Here is a 23,468-nt window from a genome sequence, read left to right as displayed (position 1 = left end):
AGGGTTCTGCGAGGCATGTCACAGGCACCACTCTAGGAGCGCGGGCGGAGCGCGTCATGTCCTCACGAGAGAGGACACCGGGATCGCCGGGAAGCCCTTAGAATCGGGAAAAACACGCCCGAACGGGGGACGACAACCATGGATGAGACAAGCAAACCCTTGGCCGTGGACGGGGGGACGGACCAGTGGGCGGCGTCCGCCGTCATGGACCTGGGCGGACCGATGTTCCACGCGGCGCTGTTGATGGCGCTGCGCGAAACCGTGGCCGCCGACCATGTGTCGCACGTCTTCTACGGGCACGACGGCTCGGTGCAGTATTCGTCGGCCGCCAGCCTCTTGAACCAGTCGCTGATCGAGTGGACCACCACGGTCTATGTCGACGACCAGTTCTACCGCCGCGATCCCAACTACGCGCTGCTGCGCGACCTGGCCTGTCGGCCCGAGCATCATCCGGACCTGATCATCCAGGCCGCGGCGCCCGAGCGCATCCTGGATGCCGAGTACCGGGAACTGCTGTTCGAGCGGCCCGGCTTCGCCAGCAAGATCTCGCTGATCGGCGCGCGCAGCGAAGGCGCCAGCTACATCAACCTGTATTTTTCGCGCTCGCATCCGCCGGGCGTGACCGACGTGATGCGCGGACGCGCCCCGCTGCTGATTGCGCTGGCGCGGCGCCATCACCAGCTGTGCCGGCGCGAGGCCGCGCCGGCGCCGATCTGGTCGGAGGGCCTGTCCGAACGCGAGGTCCAGGTGGCGGACCTGCTGCGCCAGGGCCGCACCGCCAAGGAAGTGGGCCGCGAACTGGGCCTGTCGCCGACCACGGTGGTGACCTACAAGAACCGCATCTTCAAGAAGAGCAACGTGGCCAGCCTTAAGGAATTCCTGATCAAGGCGCCGGCAGCGCCAGAGGAAGTGGCACGACGTACGCACGCTTGAAGTTGCGGGCATGCGCGCTGGTCGAGTTCCCCGCAGGTTGCGATGGTCGTGCAGCCCAGGTATTCGAGGCCGCCCTGCTTCACGTTCTGTTCGCGCGGAGTAGCACTCGCCCGTCGCGCTCCAGCCGCAAGCCGGGACTAAAGCTGCCTGGGGTACTCCACCGTTGGCGTGGCGGCACGCGGTGGGGCAGATCTGGTTGCCCCCAGCGTTGAGGGCATCTTTCTTATTCCTCGCTGATTGTTAGTGCCTTGCCGGCAGCGGATAAGATTAGTGCGGGAACATCACTATGGCGGGCAGTGCCCGCTGGTGATGATGTAACTTCCGCTCTAGAATTCGCTACCGCTATTTTTCAGTGGTGTTCAACTCCCATTCTTTGCACAACTTTCGAAATGATCGGCTATTTTGGTAAGCCTGTTGCAGATCAAATTTCGCAGTAAATGCAGGCTGGTCCAGGATTTCACTGTATCTGCCCCCCTGGATGTGCTCCTTCATCCAGCCTTTGGCATTTCGGGGGATTTCGGCTTGAGGGCATTCGTCGCCGAAGAGCGAGAACCCGCGGATGCCATGCAAAGATCTGGCAGCAGCGATGAACCAAGCCTCAAACTCCCGATTTGCTAACACTACCGAAAGCCGCCGATGGGGGACATACTGTTTTGCTCTGGCGCGAATCTCCTGTGCGAGCGCTACTGGGCAATCATCGTCTGCATCTAGAACGATCAGTATCCAACCGTCATTCCCGCACTTGGCTGCAGCTAGAAGCAGTTGCCTTCGGAATTCGTCCTCCTTGTTTAAAAACTTGTCGCGTCGAACTCGAATTGGCTGGAGCGCATTCACCATAGCACCATCGTTCCATTCCGAAGCTAATCGTCGCAACAGCAGAGGCAGGGCGACAACCTCTCCATCCCCCTCCACTATCGATGCAATTGATGTCATGACTGTATCTCTCCGAACAGATCAGCCTGAACTGCCATTTGTTGCTCAATAACGGTTCGGTCTGGCGCCAGTTGATTCATTCGTAGCAGTTCCCCGGCAGAGAAAAGATGGTCCCTGAGTACTTGCCTTGATGCTTCGTCTAATGGAACGACCTTTGTCTCACCACCCTCGGATACAACCGTCAGAATGGAATCGGCCTCGATACTCCGGTCGTCCAATAGGTCCGGACTATGGCTTGTCACCAACACTTGCGTGTGTTTCGATGCGTGGACCAAAATTTCTCGTAGCGATGCGCTAGCTGCTGGGTGCAACGCGGTTTCCGGTTCCTCAATACCAATCAAGGTAGGCGAATAGTCCACATTGCTCTGTAGCAGAGCTGTCATTACGCCCAACGCACGCAAAGTTCCATCAGACATATTCTGAGCTAGAAACTTCCATGGATGTCTTGCTCCCGCCATTTCCTGACGAAACTCAAGTGTCTCCATGGGGCCGATCACCTTACGCTCCATGCCGTGGACCATCGGCACCACAGATTGTAGGTATTCCTTAATGAGATTCACTTTTTCCGGAGCTACGCGTTCCAGGTGTCCAATTACACTCGCTATATTCTCTCCGACAGGTTTCAATAATCGGCCGTCTTGAGGTTTTTGGAGCTCACGCATTAGTTTTGGATTGAGGTTATAGAACCCCATTGCGGTCAAGGCGTCGAACACCGGTCTGAACACGGTAAAGCCGGACGCCGCTACCAAAGCCAATCGATCCGCAGTGATTGACGGAAAGGCTGTTTCGCTGCTGTCGCGCAACCGGCCTTTGCTAATTCGGAAAAATGGACCTTTGCCTATTCCACTGATAACGCACTCTTCGTGTTGTACTTCATAGCCTCCGCTGGCCATTGCTCCGATGTCGAACGCGTACCAACCGTCACGCCCATCACGGAGGCAAAATTCCAGTCGAATGCCGAAGTGGGTTGGATGGCCGCTTGAACGCCGGCGGACCTCATTCAGTCCGCCCCGCTCGTTAATAGCACTATCCAGCGAGCCAGAGAGGGCATCTCGGACGAAATGAAGAGCGTCTAGAAAGTTACTTTTGCCCGCACCATTTTGTCCCACAAGAAAGGTCAAGGGCTGTAGATGTACATCACAATTCCCGATGCTCTTGTAGTTGCGGAGTACTACTCTTCGAATGAAGACTATCTGAGACATGAAAGCCTCTCTATCCTAGAACAATGATTGCATTAGTTTTACCCAATGCTAGGTAGCTGGAGCGCAATTTGCGCAAAGTGTCGGAAGGCGGTCTTGGGAAGTGGTAGGTTGCGGAAGGTCACTGGTTACTCCGTATTCTCTCAATACCGCGGGGAAAAGCGGAGATATTCTTGCATGATAGCGTGACTCGTTGAGCCCGGCGCGCGATGTACCGAAGGACTTGATGGTAGGCACCGAAAGACTTACCTGAGAGCGATATGGTCATCTCCGGGCACCCAATTTCCATTGGACTACGCAGACGCATAGTCGACATGGTGGGTGGGTCTGAAATTGCAAGGGATCCACGTTTCACGCTTCTTCACAAATCCCGCACAAAAGACGGCGAAACGCTGATTGCCTTATTTCTTATGATCTCGGAGGCGCATGCGCCGCGTCTGGCGTAGCCTATCTCCGGGCTGTCGGGCGCTCCTATTGTTGGAGTTGGCCCCCTCTGTATGCCCGCTCTGCCTCGCTAGGGGCCCGCCACCGTGGGCCGCCGGTCCCAAGGCTATTGATGCTCAAATTCCTCGTTCGCGTCGTCATCGTGGTCCTGGTCAGTCTCGGACTGGCCTATCTGTTCGTGGACAAGGGACTGGGGACGCTGCTCAAGCCGATGGTGCAAGAGGTCGCCTTCCAGTCGCTGCGCGGGCAGTTCCACGAGTTGCATGAGCGGCTGGACGCGGTGCCGCCGGCGCAGCGCGACACCCTGCTGCGCGAGCAGGTGCAGCCGCATTACGGCATCGCGCTGCGGGTGCTGCCCGCGGAGCAGGTCCACCTGACCGAGGACGAGCGCGAGCAACGGCAGGCCTTTGGCGTCGTGATGCGGGACGATTTCGATACGCACCTGGTGCCGTTGCCGGGCGAGCCCGCGCAATGGCTGGAATTGCGGCTGCCCAACGTGTTCGACACCGTGGTCGCCTTGTCCGTGTGGCTCTGCCTGGGCGTGGTGGTGGCGGTCGGCCTGCTGGGGCTATGGGCATTGCCCATGTGGCGCGACATGGATGCGCTGCGCAATGCCGCGCTGCGCATGGGCCAGGGGGAACTGAGCCAGCGCGTGAGGCTGTCGCGCATCGCCGGCATCCGCCATGTCGGCGAGAGCTTCAACCAGATGGCCGAGCGTATCGCCGCCTTGATCGAGAACCAGCGCAGCCTGACGAACGCGGTATCGCACGAACTGCGCACGCCGCTGGCGCGGCTCTCGTTCGAGGTGGACATGCTGGGCCGTGGCGGCCTGCCGCCGACGCATCAACACGTGTTGCGCGACATGCGCGCGGACATCTCCGAACTGGAAAGCATGGTGGCGGAACTGCTGGTGTACGCGCGGCTGGAACGCCCCACCGAAGAGACCGTGCGGCTGGAAACGGTCGACACGCGCGATTGGCTGGGCGAGGCGCTGGCGCAGGTCGCGCACCAGGCGCAGGCGCGCAACGTGGAGTGCCGGGTGGCCGATGGCCATCCACCGCACGTCTGCCTGCATCCGCGCTACATGAGCCGGGCCTTGCTGAACCTGGTGCAGAACGCTGTGCGCTACGCCCACGGCCGCATCGACATCGTGCTGACGCACAGTCCGACCGGGCATTTCGAACTGATCGTCGACGACGACGGGCCGGGCATCCCGGTGGCCGACCGCGAGCGGATCTTCGAGCCTTTCATCCGGCTCGATGAGAGCCGCGACCGCGGCACGGGCGGGGCGGGGCTGGGCCTGGCGATCGTGCAGCGTGTCGCGGCCGGCCACCACGGCAGCATCTGCGTGGCGGACAGTCCGCTGGGCGGCGCGCGTTTCGTGTTGCGCTGGGCGGCGGCATAGCGTTCAGCTTGCCGCCAGGGCATCCGGGTCAACCCGGAGACGGCCGCCGCCGCGCCCGGCCTGTCGCGCGCCGGCTTGCATTTTGTGGCACATGGCGCGTGGAAATGGTGTTTGATACAGGGGCTTGTTTTCCCCTCCCTGATAACTCATAACGAGAACACCATGAGACATTTCCTGCCCGCGCTGGGCGCCGCCTTCGTTTTGTCCCTTGGCGCCCAGGCCGCCTGGGGCCAGCAGGCATCCGCCGCCGCCAAGCCGCCGCGCGATCCCTTCTTCTGGCTCGGCGAGATCAACAAGGCCACGGCCGTGATCAATACCGAGCAGGGCCTGCTCGACAAGTCCATGGCGCCGCGGCTGGCGGCGGGCGTGGCCAAGGTGATCAATGACGGCAACCAGCCCGGCGCCAAGCGGCCGGCCAGCGTCATCACCTTCGAGCCGCTGCTGATCAAGGCCGCGGGCGAGGACGTGACGCTGTTGCACGCCGGCCGTTCCAGCCAGGACATGCACGCCACCTACCGCAGCGCCATCCTGCGCGACAAGCTGCTGGAACTGGCGGACCAGCTCAATGCCACGTCGACCACGCTGGTGGAGCTGGCCGCCAAGCACAGCGCCACCATTGTGCCCAACTACACCAACGGCGTGGCGGCCCAGCCGAACAGCTATGGCCACTACCTGCTGGGACAGGCCGCCGGCCTGGCGCGCGACGCCCAACGCATCCGCGAAGCCTACGCGCGCATCGACCGCTCGCCCATGGGCACCACCGTGCTCAACGGCACCAGCTGGCCGCTGGACCGCAAGCGTATGGCGCAGTACCTGGGCTTCACCGCGCTGGTGGACAACGCCTATGACGCCTCGCAGATCTCGTCGATGGACCAGCCGGTGGAAGTGGCGTCGATCGTCACCAGCATCGCGCTGCGCACCGGCAACTTCGTCGAGGACGTGATGACGCAGTACGCCCAGTCGCGCCCGTGGATCCTGCTGGAGGAGGGCGGCGGCAACACCTACGTGTCCAGCGCCATGCCGCAAAAGCGCAATCCCGGCTTGCTCAACGACACGCGCAGCGACGCGTCGACCGCGGTGACGCTGGCGATGGGGCCGGTGATCCAGACGCACAACATCACGCCCGGCATGAGCGACCCCAAGGACGTCAAGCAGAACTCGGCGATGGTCGATGCCGGCATCGCGGCGCTCAAACGTTGGGACCGCGTGCTCAAGGCCATGGTGATCAGCCCCGATCGCGCGCTGGAGGAACTGAACAGCGACTGGACCGCCTCGCAGGAACTGGCCGACGTGCTGATGCGCAAGTACAAGCTGCCGTTCCGCGACGGCCACCACTTCGCCTCCGAGGTGGTGAGCTACGCCAAGACCAACAACATCAAGCCGCTGGACTTCCCGTATGACCAGGCGCGCCGCATCTACGCCGAGGCGATGAAGGGTTCCAAGTACCCGAACGAACTGCCGATGAGCGAGGCCGAGTTCCGGTCGACGCTGGACCCGGTCGCCATCGTCAAGAACCGCGCCACCAGCGGCGGGCCGCAGCCGGCGGAAATGGAACGCATGGTCAAGGAGGCGCGCGAACAGCTGGCCTCGCAGGACAAGTGGATCAAGGAACGCCGGGCGCACATCGCCGATTCCCTGGCCAGCCTGGACAAGGACTTCGATGCGCTGGTGGCCAGCGCGCCGAAGGACAAGGGCCGGTAAGCGTCGCGGGCGTGGCATGTGCGGCTCCGTCGATCAGGGCATGGGCTGCGGCCGAGGATACCGCGGCCCATGCCAGGATGTCGGAGTCAGAACCGGTGCGTCAGGGTGACCAGGGTGGTGCGGCCTTCGCCGTAGTAGACCGAGTTGTAGAAGCCCATGGCGCGGTAGTAGCGCTTGTCCGCGAGGTTGCGAACGTTCAGCTGCAGCTGGGTCTGCCTGCCGAGATCGTACTGGGCCATCAGGTCGAACAGCGCATAGGGCTGTTGCTCCACGGCGGCGGATTGTTCACCGTAATAGCCCACGGCGCGCGTGCGGCTCTGCCAGCGCATGCCGCCGCCGATGACCAGATCGCGCAGCGCGCCGGGCAGGCGGTACGTGGTGCTGGCCTTGAGCATCTGTTCGGGCTGCGTGGTCTGGACCTTCCTGCCGGCGTTGTCCTTGGATACCCGGTAGGTGTAACCCAGGAACAGGTTCCAGCCGGGCGATACCTCGCCGGCCAGTTCCAATTCGAATCCGCGGGTGCGCGTGCCGTCCAGCATCTCGTACCAGGACTCATTGCGGGCGGCGTCGAAGCCGGCGTATTCGGCCACGTCCTTCTGGTTGGTCTGGAACACGGCGAACGAGCCATTCAGGCGGCCCTCCAGATACGAAGCCTTGATGCCGGCTTCGTAATTGTGGCCATACGCCGGACCGGTCATGTTCCAGTCCCGCGTCTTGTACATCTGCGGCTGGAAGATGTTGGTGTAGCTCACATAGGCCGTGTAGGTGTCGTCGAGGTCGTACGTGACGCCCAGGTAGGGCGTTATCTCGGAGTAGCGCTGCGATTGCGACAGCGTGATGGGGGCGGAATCGGGCGACCACTGGTTCCAGCGGTATTCATCGGCTTCCCAGCGCGTCCAGCGCGCGCCGGTCAGCAGGTGCAGGCGACTGCCGAGATTGAAGCGGGCGGTGCCGAAGATGCCGGTCTGGGTGGTGCGCAATTGCTGGTCGGATACCGCCAGGTCCCAGACCGGTTCGGGCCAGTCGCCATGCCAGTCATGGATGTTGGGGACCGGGTAGGTGGCCTGGTCTGAAGAGTTCCAGCCCTTGGTCCGGCTGCGCGTCCTGGAATGCGAAAAGCCCAGGTTGAATTCGTGCGTCGCGCCGAGCAGGCCGAAGTCGCCGGTCAACGATCCACCATAGACGTCCTGCTTGCTGTGGCCACGGTATTTGCGCAGCGTCGGCGTGCCCGAGAGGTAGCCGGTGTCCGCGTCCACCGGGAAGTCGGCCGCGAAAAGCAGCGACGCGTCGAAGTCGTTGTCCAGTCGCGAGTACGACAGCCGGCCGTTCCAGCCGTTGGCGAAGCCGTGCTCCAGCTGGGCGAAGTACTCGGTCGAGTCGGTGTCCCAGGTGGTCCATTTGGCGCCGACCGTCTGGCCCTTCTTCCAGTCGACCTGATCGCCGTTGGTGTCGAAGATCGGCAGGCCGCCCCACATCACGCCCTTGGGACGCGAGCGCTGCGTCGAGGCGCCGGCGCTGAGGGTGGTGGCCGGCGCGAGATCCGCCTCGACGATGCCATAGGCCACGTCGCGCTTCTTGCTGTAGAAATCCAGTGTGTCGCCGCGTCTTTCCTTGGCTCCGACGATGCGCGCGCGGATCGCGCCGGACGCGGTCAGGGGCGACGACAGGTCGATTTCACCGCGATAGGTGTCGTAGCTGCCGCCCATGGCTCGCAGGCTGCCCTGGAATTCGCGCGTGGGCCGCTTGCGGATGAAGTTCACTGAACCGCCCGGGTTGCCGGTGCCGCTCATCAGTCCGGTGGCGCCGCGGATGATCTCGACGTGGTCGTAGATGACGGGGTCCAGATTGCCTTCGCCGAACTGGTAGGTGCCGTCCAGCGGCTTGACCACGCCGTCGAACTGCATGGTGTCCATCTGGAAACCGCGCGAGTAGTAGCTTAGCCGGTCTGTCTCGCTTTGCTGGACGTTCATGCCGGTGGCGTTCTCCATCACGTCCCGCACGCTGCCCATGGCCTGATCGTCGAGCTGCTGGCGCGTGACGATACTGGTCGATTGGGGCGTGTCGCGCTGCGCCAGCACCAGGCCGTTGGCCGAGCGCATCCAGTCGGCGGTGTAGGCGCCGGTGCCTTCGGTGGTGGCGCCCGCGCCCAGTACGGTGACAGCGGCGAGTTGGCTGATGCCCTCGGCGGCGGCCGCCTCCAACGCGTAGCTGTCGTCGGGCAGGCGCCGCACGCGCAGGGCGGTGCCGGACAGCAGGCGGGCGAAGCCTTCCTCGACGGCGTAGCTGCCGCTCAGGCCGGGCGTCGACAGGCCGTCGGTCTGGGCGGGACGGAACGACAGCAGTACCCGCATGCGCTGGGCATAGGCGGCCAAGGCCGGTCCCAGCGGACCGGCCGGGATGTCGACGGCGCGGCTGTCGGCCTGGAGGGCGGGTTGGGCCAGGGCGGCGGCCGGGCAGAGCATGGTTCCAGCCAGGGCGGAAAGCAGGGCGAGCACCAGGCCGGCCAGGCGTGGACCGTCTTGTCGAGGGGCGAGGGGGCGCCGTGTGGGAGCGTGCATGTCGATGGATTTCCGGTGAAGAGAAATGAGGCTTCACCTGTATGCCAATCGAGATCGGAAAAGTGACAATCCCGTCGGTGTCAGCGCGCCCTCACCGTGACCCAATGGCGGGTGAGGCGGTCGGCGCGAACCGGCAGCACGCGTTCAATCGCGGCCAGCGCGCGGTCGGTATCGTCCACCGGATAGGCGCCGGAGATGCGCAGGGACCCGACCGCCGGGTCGCAGGCCAGGCGGCCGGGCCGATAGCGCGCCAGCGCCGCCACCAACGCGTCCAGCCGCATGCCGTTCGCATACAGCATGCCGTCGACCCATCCCTGTTGCTGTGGCGGGAAGGCCGTGGGCGCTGTCGCCGAACCGGCGTCGAAAGTGGCTGCCATGCCGGCCGGCACGACGACCGAGGCATGGGTCGCGAGGCGTGGTTCCAGGCGCACCGCGCCCTGTTCGACCGCGACCTGGGCGTGATCGCCCATCAGGTTGACGTCGAACCGGGTGCCAAGCGCGGTGGCGCGGCCGACGGGCGTGCTGACGAGGAAGGGCCGGGCAGGACGCAGCGGATCCGGGCGCGTCTCGATGTGGATTTCGCCACGCCGCAGGATCAGTTCGCGCTTTGCGCCGTCGAATGCCAGGTCCACGGCGCTGTCGGTGTTCATGGTGAGGATGCTGCCATCGGCCAGCTCCAGCCGCCGCCGTTCGCCGGTGGCGGTGCGCGCGTCGGCGCCCCAGGCATCCCACGGCAGCTCCTGGGCGGCCAGGGCCCCGCCGCCCGCCACGAATGCCAGCGACAAGGTCTTGAGCAGCTTGCGCCGGCCCGCTGAGCGTGGCCTGTCCAGCGCCGTCAGGCCGGCGCGCGGTTCGATGTGGCCGAATTCCCGCCCCAGGGCTTCGACCCGTTCCCAGGCCTGTTGGTGCAGGGGATCGGACCGCAGCCATTCCTGCCATTGCCGCCGATCGTCCGCGCCGGCGTCTTCCGCGCCCAGGCGCACGAACCAGACGCTGGCGGCCTGGAGGACGGCATCGGGCAGGCCGGCGGCCGCGCGACGGTTCAGCACGACGCCAGGCAATGGCGCATGGCGAGCGCCAGGTATTGCCGCACGGAGCTGACCGATACCTGCAGGCGTTCTGCGATCTCGCCGTGCTTCAGGCCTTCGAGTTGCAGCAGCAGGAACGCGCGCCGCGCCTTGGGCGGGAGGCCATCGAGCAGCCGATCGATTCGTACCAGCGCTTCCAGCGCCAGCGCCCGGCGTTCAGGCGAGGGCCAGGAGGTTTCCTCGCGGGCCGCCAGGCAATCGAGATAGGCGCGCTCGATGTCGCGCCGACGGAACAGATTGACCAGCAAGCCATGCGCGATGGTGACGAGGTAGGCGCGCGGCTCGCGCAAGTCGCGCGCGTCTTCGTTGCGCAACAGCACCTTCATGTAGGTGTCGTGGGTCAGGTCGGCGGCGTCGTAGGGGCAGCCGGTCTTGCGGCGCAACCAGTCGCGCAGCCACGACTGGTGCTGCGCGTAGAGATCCTCGAAAGACGCATGGGGACTGCTTTGGGTCATGGCCGGGTAGATCAGACGTTAATAGTAACCATTATCAACATCGATATCCAAGCGCCCGGCATCGGCCGAAACGGCGCGCCACCGCCGGGGGGCTGCCCGGGCGGCGGCGCGGCCCGGGCCTCAGAACCCGGTGGGCGGCACGTGCACCCGGCCTTCCATCAGCACGCGCGCGCTGCGGCTCATGATGGCCTTGGTGACGGTCCATTCGCCGTCGATCAGCTGGGCCTGGGCGCCGACGCGCAGCGTGCCCGAGGGGTGGCCGAAGTTGACCTGGTCGCGCTGGCCGCCGCCGGCCGCCAGGTTGACCAGCGTGCCCGGCACGGCCGCGGCGGTGGCGATGGCGACCGAGGCGGTGCCCATCATGGCGTGGTGCAGCTTGCCCATGGACAGGGCGCGCACCAGCACGTCGATGTCGCCGGCGCCGATCTGCTTGCCGCTGGAGGATGTGTAGGCCTTGGGGCGGGCCACGAAGGCCACCTTGGGCGTGTGCTGGCGCGCGGCGGCTTCTTCCAGTTTCTGGATCAGGCCCATGCGCAGCGCGCCGTGGGCGCGGATGGTCTCGAAGCGCGCCAGCGCGGCGGCGTCGCCGTTGATGTCGTCCTGCAGCTCGGTGCCGGTGTAGCCCAGCGCCTCGGCGTCCAGGAAGATGGTGGGGATGCCGGAGTTGATCATGGTGGCCTTGAAGGTGCCGATGCCGGGCACTTCCAGGTCGTCCACCAGGTTGCCGGTGGGGAACATCGAGCCGCCGTCGCCTTCCTCGGCCGGGTTCATGAATTCCAGTTGCAGCTCGGCGGCCGGGAAGGTCACGCCGTCCAGCTCGAAGTCGCCGGTTTCCTGCACCGCGCCGTCGGTGATCGGCACGTGGGCGATGATGGTCTTCTGGATGTTGGCCTGCCAGATGCGCACCACGGCGATGCCGTTGCGCGGCACGCGGGCCGGGTCCACCAGGCCATTGGTGATGGCGAAGGGGCCGACGGCGGCCGACAGGTTGCCGCAGTTGCCGCTCCAGTCGACGAAGGCCTGGTCGATCGAGACCTGGCCGAACAGGTAGTCGACGTCATGTTCGGGGCGGCTGCTCTTGCCGATGATGACGGTCTTGCTGGTGCTGGAGGTGGCCGCGCCCATGCCGTCGATCTGCTTGCCATAGGGGTCGGGGCTGCCGATCACGCGCATCAGCAGCGCGTCGCGGGCCGGGCCCGGCACGCGGGCGGATTCGGGCAGGTCGTCGAGCTTGAAGAACACGCCTTTGCTGGTGCCGCCGCGCATGTAGGTGGCGGGAATCTTGATCTGGGGGGCATGGGCCATGGGGCAGTCCTGATGTCTTGGATGGGGAAGGCGGGCGCCGCGGCGCCCGCCATGCTGTAGGGTGTCAGCTGGCCTTCTTGGCCGAACCGGCGGCCGATTCGGCTTCCAGGAAGTCCTGCGCGAAGCGTTGCAGCACGCCGCCGGCTTCATAGATGGACACTTCCTCGGCGGTGTCGAGGCGACAGGTCATCGGCACTTCCAGGGTCTCGCCGTCGCGGCGGTGGATCACCAGCGTCAGGTCGGCGCGCGGCTTGCGCTCGCCCACCACGTCGTAGGTCTCGGTGCCGTCCAGGCCCAGCGTCTTGCGGTTCACGCCGGGCTTGAATTCCAGCGGCAGCACGCCCATGCCGATCAGGTTGGTGCGGTGGATGCGCTCGAAACCTTCGGCGGCAATGGCCTCGACGCCGGCCAGGCGCACGCCCTTGGCGGCCCAGTCGCGCGACGAGCCCTGGCCGTAGTCGGCGCCGGCCACGATGATCAGCGGCTGCTTGCGGTCCATGTAGGTCTCGATGGCTTCCCACATGCGCATTTCCTTGCCTTCCGGTTCGACGCGGGCCAGGGAGCCCTGCTTCACGTTGCCGTCGGCGTCCTTCACCATCTCGTTGAACAGCTTGGGATTGGCGAAGGTGGCGCGCTGCGCGGTCAGGTGGTCGCCGCGGTGGGTGGCGTAGGAGTTGAAGTCCTCTTCCGGCAGGCCCATCTTGTGCAGGTATTCGCCGGCGGCGCTGTCCATCAGGATGGCGTTGGACGGCGACAGGTGGTCGGTGGTGATGTTGTCGCCCAGCACGGCCAGCGGTCGCATGCCGCGCAGCGTGCGCTCGCCGGCCAGCGCGCCTTCCCAGTACGGCGGACGGCGGATGTAGGTGCTCTGCGGGCGCCACGCGTACAGCGGCTCGACCGCGGCGTCGCGCTCGTTGCGCAGGCCGAACATGGGCGCGTAGACCTTGCGGAACTGTTCCGGCTTGACGGCGGCCTTGACCATGGCGTCGATCTCTTCGTCGCTCGGCCAGATATCCTTCAGGCGGATCTCGCGGCCGCTGGCGTCGGTGCCAAGCACGTCGCGCTCGATGTCGAAGCGGATAGTGCCGGCGATGGCGTAGGCCACCACCAGCGGCGGCGAGGCCAGGAAGGCCTGCTTGGCGTAGGGGTGGATGCGGCCGTCGAAATTGCGGTTGCCGGACAGCACGGCGGTGGCGTACAGATCGCGGTCGATGATCTCCTGCTGGATCACGGGATCGAGCGCGCCCGACATGCCGTTGCAGGTGGTACAGGCAAACGCCACGACGCCGAAGCCGAGTTTCTCCAGGTCTTCGGTCAGGCCGGCTTCGTCCAGGTACAGGGCCACGGCCTTGGAGCCGGGCGCCAGCGAGCTCTTGACCCACGGCTTGCGCGTCAGGCCGGCGCGGTTGGCGTTGCGCGCCAGCAGGCCGGCGGCGATGACGTTGCGCGGATTGCTGGTGTTGGTGCAGCTGGTGATGGCGGCGATGATGACGGCGCCGTCGGGCATCAGGCCCGGCTGGTTCTCGACCGTGCCGGCGATGCCGCGCTCGGCCAGGTCGGAAACCGGCAGGCGGCGGTGCGGGTTGGACGGGCCGGCCAGGGTGCGCACCACGGTCGACAGGTCAAAGCGCAGCACGCGCTCGTATTCGGCGGTCTTGAGGCTGTCGGCCCACAGGCCGGCGGTCTTGGCGTAGGTTTCCACCAGCGCGATCTGCTCGTCCTCGCGGCCGGTCAGGCGCAGGTAGTCGATGGTCTGCTGGTCGATGGCGAACATCGCGGCGGTGGCGCCGTACTCGGGCGCCATGTTCGAGATGGTGGCGCGGTCGCCCAGCGTCAGGCTGGCGGCGCCTTCGCCGTGGAACTCCAGGTAGGCGCCCACGACTTTTTCCTTGCGCAGGAATTCGGTCAGCGTCAGCACCACGTCGGTGGCGGTGATGCCGGGGCCGGCGCGGCCGGTCAGTTCGACGCCGATGATGTCGGGCAGGCGCATCCACGAGGCGCGGCCCAGCATCACGTTCTCGGCTTCCAGGCCACCCACGCCGATGGCGATGACGCCCAGCGCGTCCACGTGCGGGGTGTGGCTGTCGGTGCCGACCAGCGTGTCGGGGAAGGCCACGCCATCCTGCGTGTAGATCACCGGCGACATCCGTTCCAGGTTGATCTGGTGCATGATGCCGTTGCCCGGGGGCACCACTTCGATGTTGCGGAAGGCCTGCTTGGTCCAGTCGATGAAGTGGAAGCGGTCTTCGTTGCGGCGGTCTTCCACCGCGCGGTTCATGGCGAAGGCGTCGGGGTCGTTGCCGCCGTATTCCACGGCCAGCGAGTGGTCGACGATCAGCTGCACCGGCACCACCGGGTTGACCTTGGCGGGGTCGCCGCCCTTGTCGGCGATGGCGTCGCGCAGGCCGGCCAGGTCGACCAGCGCGGTCTGGCCGAGGATGTCATGACAGACCACCCGCGCTGGATACCACGGGAAGTCGAGGTCGCGGCGGCGTTCGATCAGCTGCTTGAGGGCGTCGGTCAGCAGCGCCGGATCGCAGCGGCGCACCAGGTTCTCGGCGTGCACGCGCGAGGTGTAGGGCAGGCGGTCGTAGGCGCCGGGGGCGATGGCGTCCACGGCGGCGCGCGCGTCGAAATAGTCCAGGCGGGTGCCTTGCAGGGGCTTGCGATAGGATTTGTTCATGCCTCGGTGCGCTTCAGGTTGCCCTGAGCGATCTGTTTTTCAATGTTGAGACGGGATGCGCGGATGTGGCGGCGCATCAGGAGTTCAGCCAGCTCGCCATCGCGGTCGGCGATGGCGTCGAGAATGCGGTGATGCTCGGCATACGACTGCCGCGGGCGGTTGGGAGTGGTCGAGTACTGGATACGGTACATCCGCGCCAGCTGGTAGAGCTCGTCGCACAGCATGCGGAACAGCATCTGGTTGCCGCTGCCTTTGACGATGCGGTAGTGGAAATCGTAGTCGCCCTCCTGCTGGTAATAGCCGGTGCCGGCCTGGAAGGCCTCGTCCTTTTCGTGGGCGTGCAGCACCTGGCGCACCTGCTCGACTTCGGCCGGCGCCATGCGCTCGGCCGCCAGGCGGCAGGCCATGCCTTCGAGCGATTCGCGGATTTCGTAGAGTTCGGCCAGTTCCTGCGGGCTGAGCGAGACCACGCGGGCGCCGGCGTGCGGCACGCGCACCAGCAGCCGTTGGCCTTCGAGCCGGTGCAGGGCCTCGCGCAGCGGGCCGCGGCTGACGCCGTGGATGCGCGCCAGTTCCGGTTCGGAGATCTTGCTGCCGGGGGCGATCTCGCCCTTGACGATGGCGGACTGGATCTTGCGGAAGATGTGTTCCGCCAGGGTCTCGCTATCGCCGGAGGTGGCGCCGGGAAGCGTCAGCACTTTGCTCATTGTGTCAACAATCTGATGATTTTTCCGGTGAAAAACCGGTTCAAATCGCGCGTTAGCGATTGATTGTCAACAATTTACCTTCCGTCTGATCCTGGCGCAAGCGTCACTGCCCGGCTTTGCGTGACAAAAGCAATGTTATTACATATCATTTGCGTTGACCCGCGCTGCGCGCGGTCGGTTTTCCCTTTGCCCATTGCCGGAGTCCGCATGAAAGTCCTTTCCTCCCTCAAAGACGCCAAGACCCGCCACCGCGACTGCCAGGTGGTCAAGCGCCGCGGACGCATCTATGTGATCTGCAAATCCAATCCGCGCTTCAAGGCACGCCAGGGCGGGGCCAAGCACAAATAGGCGCGCGCCTTCATCCGATGACCCGGAGCAATGAGCGTGATCCCTGACACCTACGCGCAATGGCATCGCTGCATCACGGTCGACTGCGGCATTGCGCTGACCCCGACCTTCATCGCGCAGCGCCTGGCGGCGATGGCGGACCCGCAGACCGAAGAGAATCTGCGCTTTCGCCGGCTTTACGGCGACGCGCATTGGCAGCGCGTGCAACGCTGGTTCAGGCTGGCGAACGATCCGGCGGCCGCGTTGGGCGTGGCCGCCGGCCAGGGCGCTCAGGGACCGGTGTCGGGATAGTTCGGGCCGGCGTCGCGGAAGCCGCCGCTGCTGTAGGGGTTGGCCGCGCCCGGGTGCGGCGGGCCGCCGGGGCCCAGGGAGGAACAGCCGCCCAGTATCAGCAAGGCGGCCAGCAAGGCGAGTGCGCGAGTGGCGGTGGTACGCATGGTGATCTCCGGCGGCTGCCCCTCGGCGGCCGCATGCAGCATATGGGTATGAATTGAGTTTACGCCTGACGCGGCCCGGCGGCATCCTCCACCGGGCGGGTCGATATCAGTGCCGCGGCACGATGCCCTGGGCGGCCATCAGGGTCAGGTTGCCGCCCAGGCGGGGATCGTCGAAGGGGCCGGCGGCATGCAGGGCGGCGAAGGCCGGCGTGTCGGGCGCGTGCAGGCGGTAGAACTCGATCCAGCCGCTGAAGCCATGCGGTTGGCGGTCCTGCTGCGCCACGCCGGCCTGTTGGGCGAACCAGGCGCTGTCGCGGTAGCCGTCGGCCACGCGCCGCGCCAGCCGGCCCAGCGCGCCTTCGCGGTACGCATACCAGTCCTGGCCGCTTTCATTGGCGAGCTGCGCCATCATCACCAGCGGCGCGGCGGCGTAGTCGTGATAGTGCAGCGCGCGGGCGCCGCGCGCCATTTCCATGGGCAGGCTGCCGTCGGCCTGGATGTCATCGACGCCTTTACGGTAGATCGCCTGCGCGCTGTGGCGCAGGCCGGCGTCGTTGTTGGCGATGGCGGTGGCCAGGATGCCGACGCCGGTCCAGTAGTAGTGGTTGTTACGTTTGTGCCGGGGGTCGTCCCAGTAAGCGAGGTTGGCGCGCGACAGCTGTTCGAGCCAGGGCCCGATGATGCCGCGTTGCGCCGGCGTGGCCAGCGGCAGCGTCTTCAGATAGGCCAGCGCGGCGGCGCCGTGGGTCCATTGGCGCAGGTAGTCGGCCTGGTCGTTGTTGCCGTGGATCATGCGGCCGAGCATGGCGCCGTCGCCGGCCCACGCCGCCAGCCAGGTCAGCGCGCAGCGGCCGGCGGCGGTATCGCCGTCGGCCAGGTAGGCGTCCGACAGGTCGGCGATGCGCCGGGCGTAGTCGTTCAGGGGCTGGGTCTGGGCCTGGTTGCGGGCCTGCAGCGCGGGGTCGATCTTCGAGTGGGCGGCGTCGGTGTAGTAGCCGGTGCCTTCCAGATCGCGCGGGCCGGGCGGCGGCGTGTCGCACTGCCGCGGCGCGGCCAGCGCCTGGGCGCACAGCAGCATCAGCGGCAGGCAGGCGGCGTAGCGCCAGCGCGCGGCGGCGGGCAGGGCGCCGCCACGGAAGGGGGAGGAAAGAGAACGCATCGCGGGTGCCTTTGCCTGGTCGGGCCGATTGCCGTTCACGCGCCTGCCGGGGGGAGGTGGCGACCGCCGGCCTGCCGGAGGGCGTGGTGTGGTGTGGTGAATCGACCGCGCGCCGGGCGGAAAGTTGCAAAGCGCCCCGCGTGTCAGTCGGGCTTCAGGTGGACGTCAGGCGGGACGGCGCACGCGCGCCTGCTCGACGCACCACGCCAGCCGGGGATCGCCGGCGGCCATGATGTCGGCCTCCACGTCCAGGCGCAGGCGCGGCAGCAGCCGGCCCAGCAGTTGTTCGCAGTCGCGCCGCAGGTAGCTGGGTTCGCCGGTGAGGCGGCCGATGAGGCGCAGCAGGGCGGCATCGCGCGCCAGCACCAGCAGCCGATAGCGGCCGCCGGCGGCCGGGCGCAGCAGCCAGGCGCCGGTGGCGATGCGCAGCAACGGGTCGAGCGTGTCGGCCAGCTTGCCGAGCTCGGCGGGCGACAGGTCGTGCGGATGGTAGCCGTCCGCCGCGTCCGCGCGCGGGGGGGATTGCTGCAGGGCGTCGGCCCGGCGGCGGTAGTCCTCGGCCAGTGCGTGGTCGCCCGCGCGCAGGGCCGCCAGGCTGAGCTGGCGCAGGCTGGGCAGTTGTTCCGGGCCGGCGTGGTCCGCGACGCGAAGCCAGAGGTCCGCGGCTTCCCGTGGATGCCCCTCGCGCTGGCGGCAGCGCGCCAATTGGGCCAGCAGGGCGGGATGGCCGGGCGCCAGCCGCAGCCCGTCTTCGGCCAGCAGGGCGGCGCCCGCGACGTCGTCGTCCAGGGTGCCCCGCAACCAGGCGCAGCGCGCGGTCTCGTCGGCCGACAAGGCGCGGATGCGGCGTTTGCGCAGCAGGTCGTGGTACTGGGCGGTGAGCGCTTCCCGCTCCTGGCGGACCTGCGCGGCCTCGTCAGCCGATTGCGCCGCGCAGCACGCGTCGAGCCGGGCCGCCAGGGACGCGCGCTGGCCGGACAACCAGGCCTGCGCGGCGGTGGGGGCGGCGCGGCGCCACGGCAACGGCCGGGCCGGATCGGCCGCCAGCGCGGCCAGGCGATCCGCCAGTGACGGGTGTGTATCGCCGTCGCCGGTCGTGGCGCAGAGGGCGGCGTGCAGCCAGACGCGGGCTTCGGCTTCGTCGGCAGGCGCGGCCAGCGCGTCCCGCGCCGCCAACGCCGCGTAGGGCCGCGGCGGATCGCTGGCGGCGAGCAGCGCCGGCCAGGCGTCGCGCAACGCCCGCCATTGCAGCGCCATGGCCGACAGCGCCTCGGCCATGGCGGGCTGGCCGCAGACGCGCGCGGCTTCGGCATCGGCCTGGACTTCGCACTGCCGGGCGAAGTCCAGGCTGACCGCCAGGAAGCGCGGCACGTACCAGGCCACGAACAGCCGCAGCGGCGCGCTGGACAGGCGCCGGCGCCGGTCCAGCCGGCGGGCGACTTCCTGCCATTGCAGGCGCGCGAAATACACGCGGCTGGCGTAGCGGCCATGACGTTGCGCGATGTGGGCGTATTCATGCGCCAGGATGGCGCGGCAGGCCGATGGCGACAGCATGTCGAGCAGCGGCAGCCCCAGCCACAGGACGTTGCGGGTCTTGCCGCCCAGCCTGCGGTGCTGGCGGATGGCGGCGTTGAATTCGCCGTCGAGATAGATCGCATCCAGCGGCGGCGCGGCCATCGCGTCGCGAATGCCGTCGAGCGCTTCGAACAGGCCGGGCGCGTCGTCAGGCCGCAGCGGCAGGCCTTCCTCGCGGGTGTCGGGGGCGGCGCTGAACGGCGTCCTGAGCATGATGACGCCGGACACGAGCGCGGGCAGCGTGAGCGCCACGCCCGCCAGGGCGGCCGCGCCCGGCAGCAGCGCCCAGGCCAGCAGCGGCAGCGCGCACAGCGCCGCGCCGCCGGCCAGCAGCACGCCGTCGCCCAAGGCCAGCCAGGCGCCGATGCGCCAGCGTTGCGGGTTTGCCCGTCTATTGTCCATGGGTGTCCGCGCGGGCGGGCTGGCGCCGCAATTGCGCATCGATGAATGCGATGATCGCCCGGGTCTGTTCGTTGTCGCCGCCGACATCGGTATTGATTTGCCCGTGATTGCGCGCCACCGGCAGCACCTGCGCCTGGCCGCCGTGCTCGATCAACCGCTGCGCATAGTCGCGCGAACGCTGGCACGACTGCGGCCGCAAGGACGAGCAGACCAGCAGCGTCGGCGGATTGGGGCCGCTCAGTTGCGCGGCGGGCGAGGCGGCGCGCCAATAGGCCGGATCGCTGCCGAATGCCTTGTCATAGAACGGCGCGTGCTCGGCGGCCATGACGCGCGGCAGGTCGAAGGGCGTGCCGTCCAGGATGATGTTGGCCAGCCAGGGCCGGGCGCCGGTGCGTTCGCGCAGCGGGGCGTCGGCTGCCAGCAGTGCCAGCAGATGGCCGCCCGAGGAGTGGCCCATGAGCAGGATGCGCGCCGGATCGGCCCGCCAGGCGGCGGCCTGGCGCTGGATCCAGGCGAGGGCCAGGCCCAGGTCGCCGGCCTGTTCCCGCGGTCCCGCGTCGGGCAGCAGGCGGGTATTGACGGAGACGACCACGAAGCCCAGCGGCAGCCAGCGCGCCAGCTTGTCCCGGATGAAATCGGGTTCTGACTTGTCGCCCTGCAGCCAGGAGCCGCCATGCACCAGCACCAGGATCGGGGCAAGCGGCGCGCCGGGCGCGGCGGGCGCGGCGGGCAGATAGACGTCGGCCATTTGCGCGGCGTCCGGACCGTAACGCTGGTCCGTGAGCGTGACGGCCGACGCCAAACCGGGCGGCAGGCAGAGCAGCGCAAGCAGGCAGAACAGGCGGAGGGCGGACATGGCGGTGGCGCGGGTGGTCGGGATGCCGGGTAATGTAGCCCGGCCGGCGCATGCGTGGGCGACGCGGGGCGGCTCTGTGGCATGCTGTGGGCTGCCCGCTGTCTCCCGACCATCACGCATGTCCAGATTCCTGTCGCGCCTGTGCGATTTCCTGTTGTTCTTCGCCACCGCGTCTTTGTTCGGCGCCTGCCTGACCGCCAAATTGCGCACGGGCAGCTATGGGTTGGAAATTCCCGAGGCGCCCTATATGTACGAGCGCGTCGATTTCTTCCTGCACGCGGCATTCGCTGGGCTGGCCGCGACGGCGGCCCTGGCGCTGGCGGAGCGATTGGCGCGCAGCCGTCTCCCGGCGCTTGGACGCGCCGTGCTCGTCGCGGTGGCCGCATTGCTCGCCATCTATCTCGGGCCGCCGGACCCACAGGTATTCGGCGCCACCTGGGCGCGCTGGGAGGCGACCTTCGAGTTGTTCCTGGGCCAGTGGGATATCGCGCTGCCGCTGGCGCTGGCCGCCGCGGCCGTGCGCGGCGTGCTGCGCGGGGCGGCTGGATCGCCGCGCTAGCCGCGCAACCTGCGATCCAGTTCCAGCACGGTCTGATACAGCACGCGGGTGCCGTGCAGCAACTGCGCCGGCTCGATCCACTCCTCGGGGCAGTGGCTGCGCCCGTTCAGGCAGGGGATGAAGATCATGCCGATGGGGCCGGTGGGCGCCATGTAGACGGCGTCGTGGCCGGCGCCGCTGGGCAGGCGCATGCTGGCGTAGCCGAGCTGGTCGGCGGCGGCCTGCACCGCGTCCATCACCAGCGGCGTGCAGTCGGTGGGTTGGGCCCGGCTCAACTGGACGAAGCCGGCGGTCAGGCGCAGCGCCTTCAGGTCGGCGGCCACGCCGGCCATCAGGGTTTCGGGGAAGGCGTCCAGCACCGCGTTGCTGTCGCTGCGCATTTCCAGCGTCAGCTCGACGCGGCCGGGCACGGCGTTGGCGGCGTTGGGCGTCATGGCGAGCTTGCCGACGGTGGCGACCACGTAGTGCGGCTTGCCGCTGGCGGCGCTGGCCTGGCGGCTGGCGGCGTCGATGATGCGGGCCGCGCCGACCAGGGCGTCGCGGCGGATGTCCATGGGCGTGGTGCCGGCGTGATCGGGCTGGCCTTCCACCGTGATCAGCACGCGGCGGATGCCGACGATGTTGGTGACCACGCCGATGGGCAACTGGCGGCTTTCCAGCACGGGGCCTTGCTCGATGTGCAGTTCGACGAAGGCGGCGGTGCCGTCCGGGCCGCGCAGGGGCTGGGTCAGCGCGGTCGGATCGCCGCCGATGCGGGCGATGCCCTGCGCCAGCGTCTCGCCGTCGGCGTTGCGCGCGGCCAGCATGTCGGCGCTCAACTGGCCGCTCAGGGCGCGGCTGCCGACGCAGGAGATGCCGTAGTCGCTGGGTTCTTCCGACAGGAAGTCGATGACCTCGAACGGGTGCTCCAGTTCGATGCCGTGTTTCCGCATCGTGTGGGCGACCTCGATGCCGGCCAGGACCCCGATGATGCCGTCAAAGCGGCCGCCGCTCATCACGGTGTCGCAGTGCGAGCCGGTGGCAATGGGCTTGCGGTGCGCGTTGCGGCCGGCGCGCGTGCCGATGAGGTTGCCGCCGGCGTCCAGGCGGGTGGCCAGGCCAGCGGCCTCGAATTCACCGCGCAGCCACTCGCGCGCTTGCAGGAACAGCGGCGAAAAGGCGCGCCGGGTCCAGGGTTGGTCGGGCAGGGTGTAGCGCGACAGGGTTTCGACGCGCGACCAGAGGCGTTCGGCGTTCAATGGGGGCAAGGACACGGCCATGTCGTTCACACCTTGCGCGGACGCAGGAAGCGGCCGTCGCCCGGGTTGTTGACGATGCGGCGGCCATCATAGACCTGCTGGCCGCGGCACCAGGTGCCGGCCACGCGCACGGTGAACTCGCGGCCCTCGAACGAACTCCATTGCACCGCCGACAGGCTGGTGGACGGATCGTAGGCATGGCGTTCCGGCGTCAGGATGACGATGTCGGCGTCCTTGCCGACCTCCAGCGTGCCCTTGCGGTCGTCCAGCAGGAAGTGGCGCGCGGGGTTGTCGCACAGCTGGCGCACCACCATCGACGGCGAGATGCCGTGTTCCTCGCAACCGGTCCAGAAGGCCGGCAGCAGCGTTTCCAGGCCCGGGCCGCCGGACGAGTTCTTGAAGACGTTGGGGTTCTGCTTGCGCTCCAGGCCCCAGCTGACGTGATCCGACGACACGAAGGTGCATTCGTCGTTGGCGATGTGGGTCCACAGCAGGTCGACCTCGGCCTTGGGACGGATCGGCGGGTAGTGCTTGGTCTTGGCGCCGAAGCGGCGCGTGTGCTCCTCGTGGTTCAGCATCAGGTACTGCACGCAGGTCTCGATGCTGGCGCGGTGGCCGTTGCGGCGGTACATGTTGCAGATCTCGAAGCCGCGCGAGGTCGACACGTGCACCGCGTGGGCGCGGGCGCCGGTCTCGGCGCCGATCTCGTAGATCAGCGCGGTGGCCAGGTTCTCGATCAGCGGCGTGTGGGCGCGCATGAAGGCGTCCCAGCCGGTGTCGTCGGCCTCGATCAGGCGGGCGATGTTCTTGCGCGTCATCTCCTGCATCTGGTTGTGCACGCCGCACACCAGGCCGGACGGCGCGATCAGGCGGAAGGCCTCGTACAGGTCGTCTTCCTCGATGCGCGGGAAGCGGCCCGGGGTGGCTTCGAAGGTGGAGAACTTGAAGGCACAGACGCCGCCTTCGATCAGGCCGGCGGCGGCCGCCAGGCCGTGTTCCTTGTTCAGGGTGCCGAACAGCCCCACGTCCACGTGGCAGTCGCGCTCGACCTCGGCGATCTTGGCGTCCAGGTGCGGGCGCGAGGCGACCGGCTCGGGATCGTCGTAGGGCATGTCGACCATGACCGTGACGCCGCCGGCGGCGGCGGCGCGCGAGGCCCAGCCCAGGCCTTCCTGGTTGGCCTGGCTGCCGGAATGCACCTGGCCGTCGACTACGCCGGGGATGATCCACTGCCCGCTGGCGTCGACGCTGTCACGCGCCGCGGGGGGCGCGCCGATGCCGCGCGCGGCGATCCTGCCGTCCCGCACGGCCAGCCAGCCGTTTTCCACGATGCCGTGCGGATCGACGATATTGCCGCGCACCACCCAATCGAAATCGCTCATGACCCCTTCCATCCAATGAAGAACTGTAGGGCAGTGTAGTAAGCGCGATTCAAAACGTCTTATGCTTATATGTGCATGGGAATTAACATCAGGTTAAGCAT

General features: G+C 67.3%; 20 protein-coding genes. 6 read left to right on the top strand and 14 right to left on the bottom strand.

The genetic code is table 11. The features are described from left to right. Positions 1–138 precede the first annotated feature (138 nt). Positions 139–933 (top strand): helix-turn-helix transcriptional regulator, encoded by a 795-nt coding sequence (locus tag HV742_RS08640; RefSeq protein ID WP_254601014.1) that lies wholly within the window; start codon positions 139–141, stop codon positions 931–933. Between the two features lie 342 nt (positions 934–1,275). On the opposite strand, the gene HV742_RS08635 is transcribed toward HV742_RS08640, so the two are convergent. Further along, entirely contained in the window at positions 1,276–1,866 is a 591-nt protein-coding gene (locus tag HV742_RS08635; RefSeq protein WP_149895530.1) for a DUF4276 family protein, read from the bottom strand. Continuing rightward, positions 1,863–3,068: an AAA family ATPase gene (locus HV742_RS08630; RefSeq protein WP_149895529.1), complete on the bottom strand. Its 1,206-nt coding sequence runs from the start codon at positions 3,066–3,068 to the stop codon at positions 1,863–1,865. Before HV742_RS08630 ends, HV742_RS08635 begins: the two co-directional genes overlap by 4 nt. A 553-nt stretch (positions 3,069–3,621) precedes the next feature. Here HV742_RS08630 and HV742_RS08625 point away from each other — a divergent pair. Next, complete coding sequence (locus tag HV742_RS08625) at positions 3,622–4,914, top strand: ATP-binding protein (protein WP_175144834.1); 1,293 nt, start codon at positions 3,622–3,624, stop codon at positions 4,912–4,914. Between the two features lie 162 nt (positions 4,915–5,076). Next, the gene (locus HV742_RS08620) at positions 5,077–6,615 is read left to right on the top strand and encodes an argininosuccinate lyase (RefSeq protein ID WP_175144833.1); all 1,539 of its coding nucleotides are present in this window, start codon (positions 5,077–5,079) and stop codon (positions 6,613–6,615) included. Between the two features lie 86 nt (positions 6,616–6,701). On the opposite strand, the gene HV742_RS08615 is transcribed toward HV742_RS08620, so the two are convergent. From HV742_RS08615 to HV742_RS08590, 6 genes are all read right to left on the bottom strand, one after another. Further along, positions 6,702–9,173: a TonB-dependent siderophore receptor gene (locus tag HV742_RS08615; RefSeq protein WP_254601012.1), complete on the bottom strand. Its 2,472-nt coding sequence runs from the start codon at positions 9,171–9,173 to the stop codon at positions 6,702–6,704. Between the two features lie 80 nt (positions 9,174–9,253). Further along, entirely contained in the window at positions 9,254–10,222 is a 969-nt protein-coding gene (locus HV742_RS08610) for a FecR domain-containing protein (RefSeq protein ID WP_175144832.1), read from the bottom strand. Next, positions 10,216–10,716: a sigma-70 family RNA polymerase sigma factor gene (locus HV742_RS08605; RefSeq protein ID WP_006385792.1), complete on the bottom strand. Its 501-nt coding sequence runs from the start codon at positions 10,714–10,716 to the stop codon at positions 10,216–10,218. Before HV742_RS08605 ends, HV742_RS08610 begins: the two co-directional genes overlap by 7 nt. A gap of 120 nt (positions 10,717–10,836) precedes the next feature. Further along, positions 10,837–12,021, bottom strand: coding sequence for a 2-methylaconitate cis-trans isomerase PrpF (gene prpF, locus HV742_RS08600; protein WP_049076332.1), 1,185 nt, complete (start codon positions 12,019–12,021; stop codon positions 10,837–10,839). A gap of 64 nt (positions 12,022–12,085) precedes the next feature. Continuing rightward, positions 12,086–14,704 (bottom strand): Fe/S-dependent 2-methylisocitrate dehydratase AcnD, encoded by a 2,619-nt coding sequence (acnD, locus tag HV742_RS08595; protein WP_175144831.1) that lies wholly within the window; start codon positions 14,702–14,704, stop codon positions 12,086–12,088. Then, positions 14,701–15,411 (bottom strand): GntR family transcriptional regulator, encoded by a 711-nt coding sequence (locus HV742_RS08590; protein WP_175144830.1) that lies wholly within the window; start codon positions 15,409–15,411, stop codon positions 14,701–14,703. Before HV742_RS08590 ends, acnD begins: the two co-directional genes overlap by 4 nt. Positions 15,412–15,618: 207 nt before the next feature. On the opposite strand from HV742_RS08590, the gene ykgO reads away from it, so the two are divergent. Further along, a complete protein-coding gene (gene ykgO / locus HV742_RS08585) occupies positions 15,619–15,759 on the top strand; it encodes a type B 50S ribosomal protein L36 (protein ID WP_006385796.1) in 141 nt (46 codons plus the stop codon). 30 nt (positions 15,760–15,789) lie between these two features. Next, positions 15,790–16,050 (top strand): hypothetical protein, encoded by a 261-nt coding sequence (locus tag HV742_RS08580; protein ID WP_211485780.1) that lies wholly within the window; start codon positions 15,790–15,792, stop codon positions 16,048–16,050. On the opposite strand, the gene HV742_RS08575 is transcribed toward HV742_RS08580, so the two are convergent. The 4 genes from HV742_RS08575 to HV742_RS08560 all read right to left on the bottom strand — a co-directional run bounded on the left by HV742_RS08575 (position 16,029) and on the right by HV742_RS08560 (position 20,188). After that, complete coding sequence (locus HV742_RS08575; RefSeq protein ID WP_175144829.1) at positions 16,029–16,196, bottom strand: hypothetical protein; 168 nt, start codon at positions 16,194–16,196, stop codon at positions 16,029–16,031. The genes HV742_RS08580 and HV742_RS08575 overlap by 22 nt on opposite strands. 106 nt (positions 16,197–16,302) lie before the next feature. Then, complete coding sequence (locus HV742_RS08570) at positions 16,303–17,355, bottom strand: alginate lyase family protein (protein ID WP_175144828.1); 1,053 nt, start codon at positions 17,353–17,355, stop codon at positions 16,303–16,305. Positions 17,356–17,520: 165 nt separating this feature from the next. Next, positions 17,521–19,332, bottom strand: coding sequence for a M48 family metallopeptidase (locus tag HV742_RS08565; RefSeq protein ID WP_175144827.1), 1,812 nt, complete (start codon positions 19,330–19,332; stop codon positions 17,521–17,523). Beyond that, a complete protein-coding gene (locus tag HV742_RS08560; protein ID WP_175144826.1) occupies positions 19,322–20,188 on the bottom strand; it encodes an alpha/beta hydrolase in 867 nt (288 codons plus the stop codon). Before HV742_RS08560 ends, HV742_RS08565 begins: the two co-directional genes overlap by 11 nt. Positions 20,189–20,306: 118 nt before the next feature. Between HV742_RS08560 and HV742_RS08555 the strand changes: the two genes are divergently transcribed. Next, positions 20,307–20,747 carry a hypothetical protein gene (locus tag HV742_RS08555; RefSeq protein WP_175144825.1) on the top strand — a complete coding sequence of 147 codons (441 nt, stop codon included), beginning with the start codon at positions 20,307–20,309 and terminating at the stop codon, positions 20,745–20,747. Here the strand turns inward: HV742_RS08555 and ertE are convergent. Then, positions 20,744–22,006, bottom strand: coding sequence for an N-carbamyl-l-glutamate amidohydrolase ErtE (ertE, locus tag HV742_RS08550; RefSeq protein ID WP_175144824.1), 1,263 nt, complete (start codon positions 22,004–22,006; stop codon positions 20,744–20,746). The genes HV742_RS08555 and ertE overlap by 4 nt on opposite strands. A gap of 5 nt (positions 22,007–22,011) precedes the next feature. Beyond that, positions 22,012–23,367, bottom strand: a complete 1,356-nt coding sequence (gene ertD, locus HV742_RS08545; RefSeq protein WP_175144823.1) for a hydantoin-5-propionate amidohydrolase — start codon at positions 23,365–23,367, stop codon at positions 22,012–22,014. Between the last annotated feature and the right edge of the window lie 101 nt (positions 23,368–23,468).

This window comes from Achromobacter ruhlandii, assembly GCF_902859695.1.
GTDB classification, from domain to species: Bacteria; Pseudomonadota; Gammaproteobacteria; order Burkholderiales; family Burkholderiaceae_B; genus Achromobacter; species Achromobacter ruhlandii.
The sequence above is the reverse complement of the archived record's forward strand: the minus strand, read 5'-3'. Positions and strand labels throughout refer to the sequence as shown.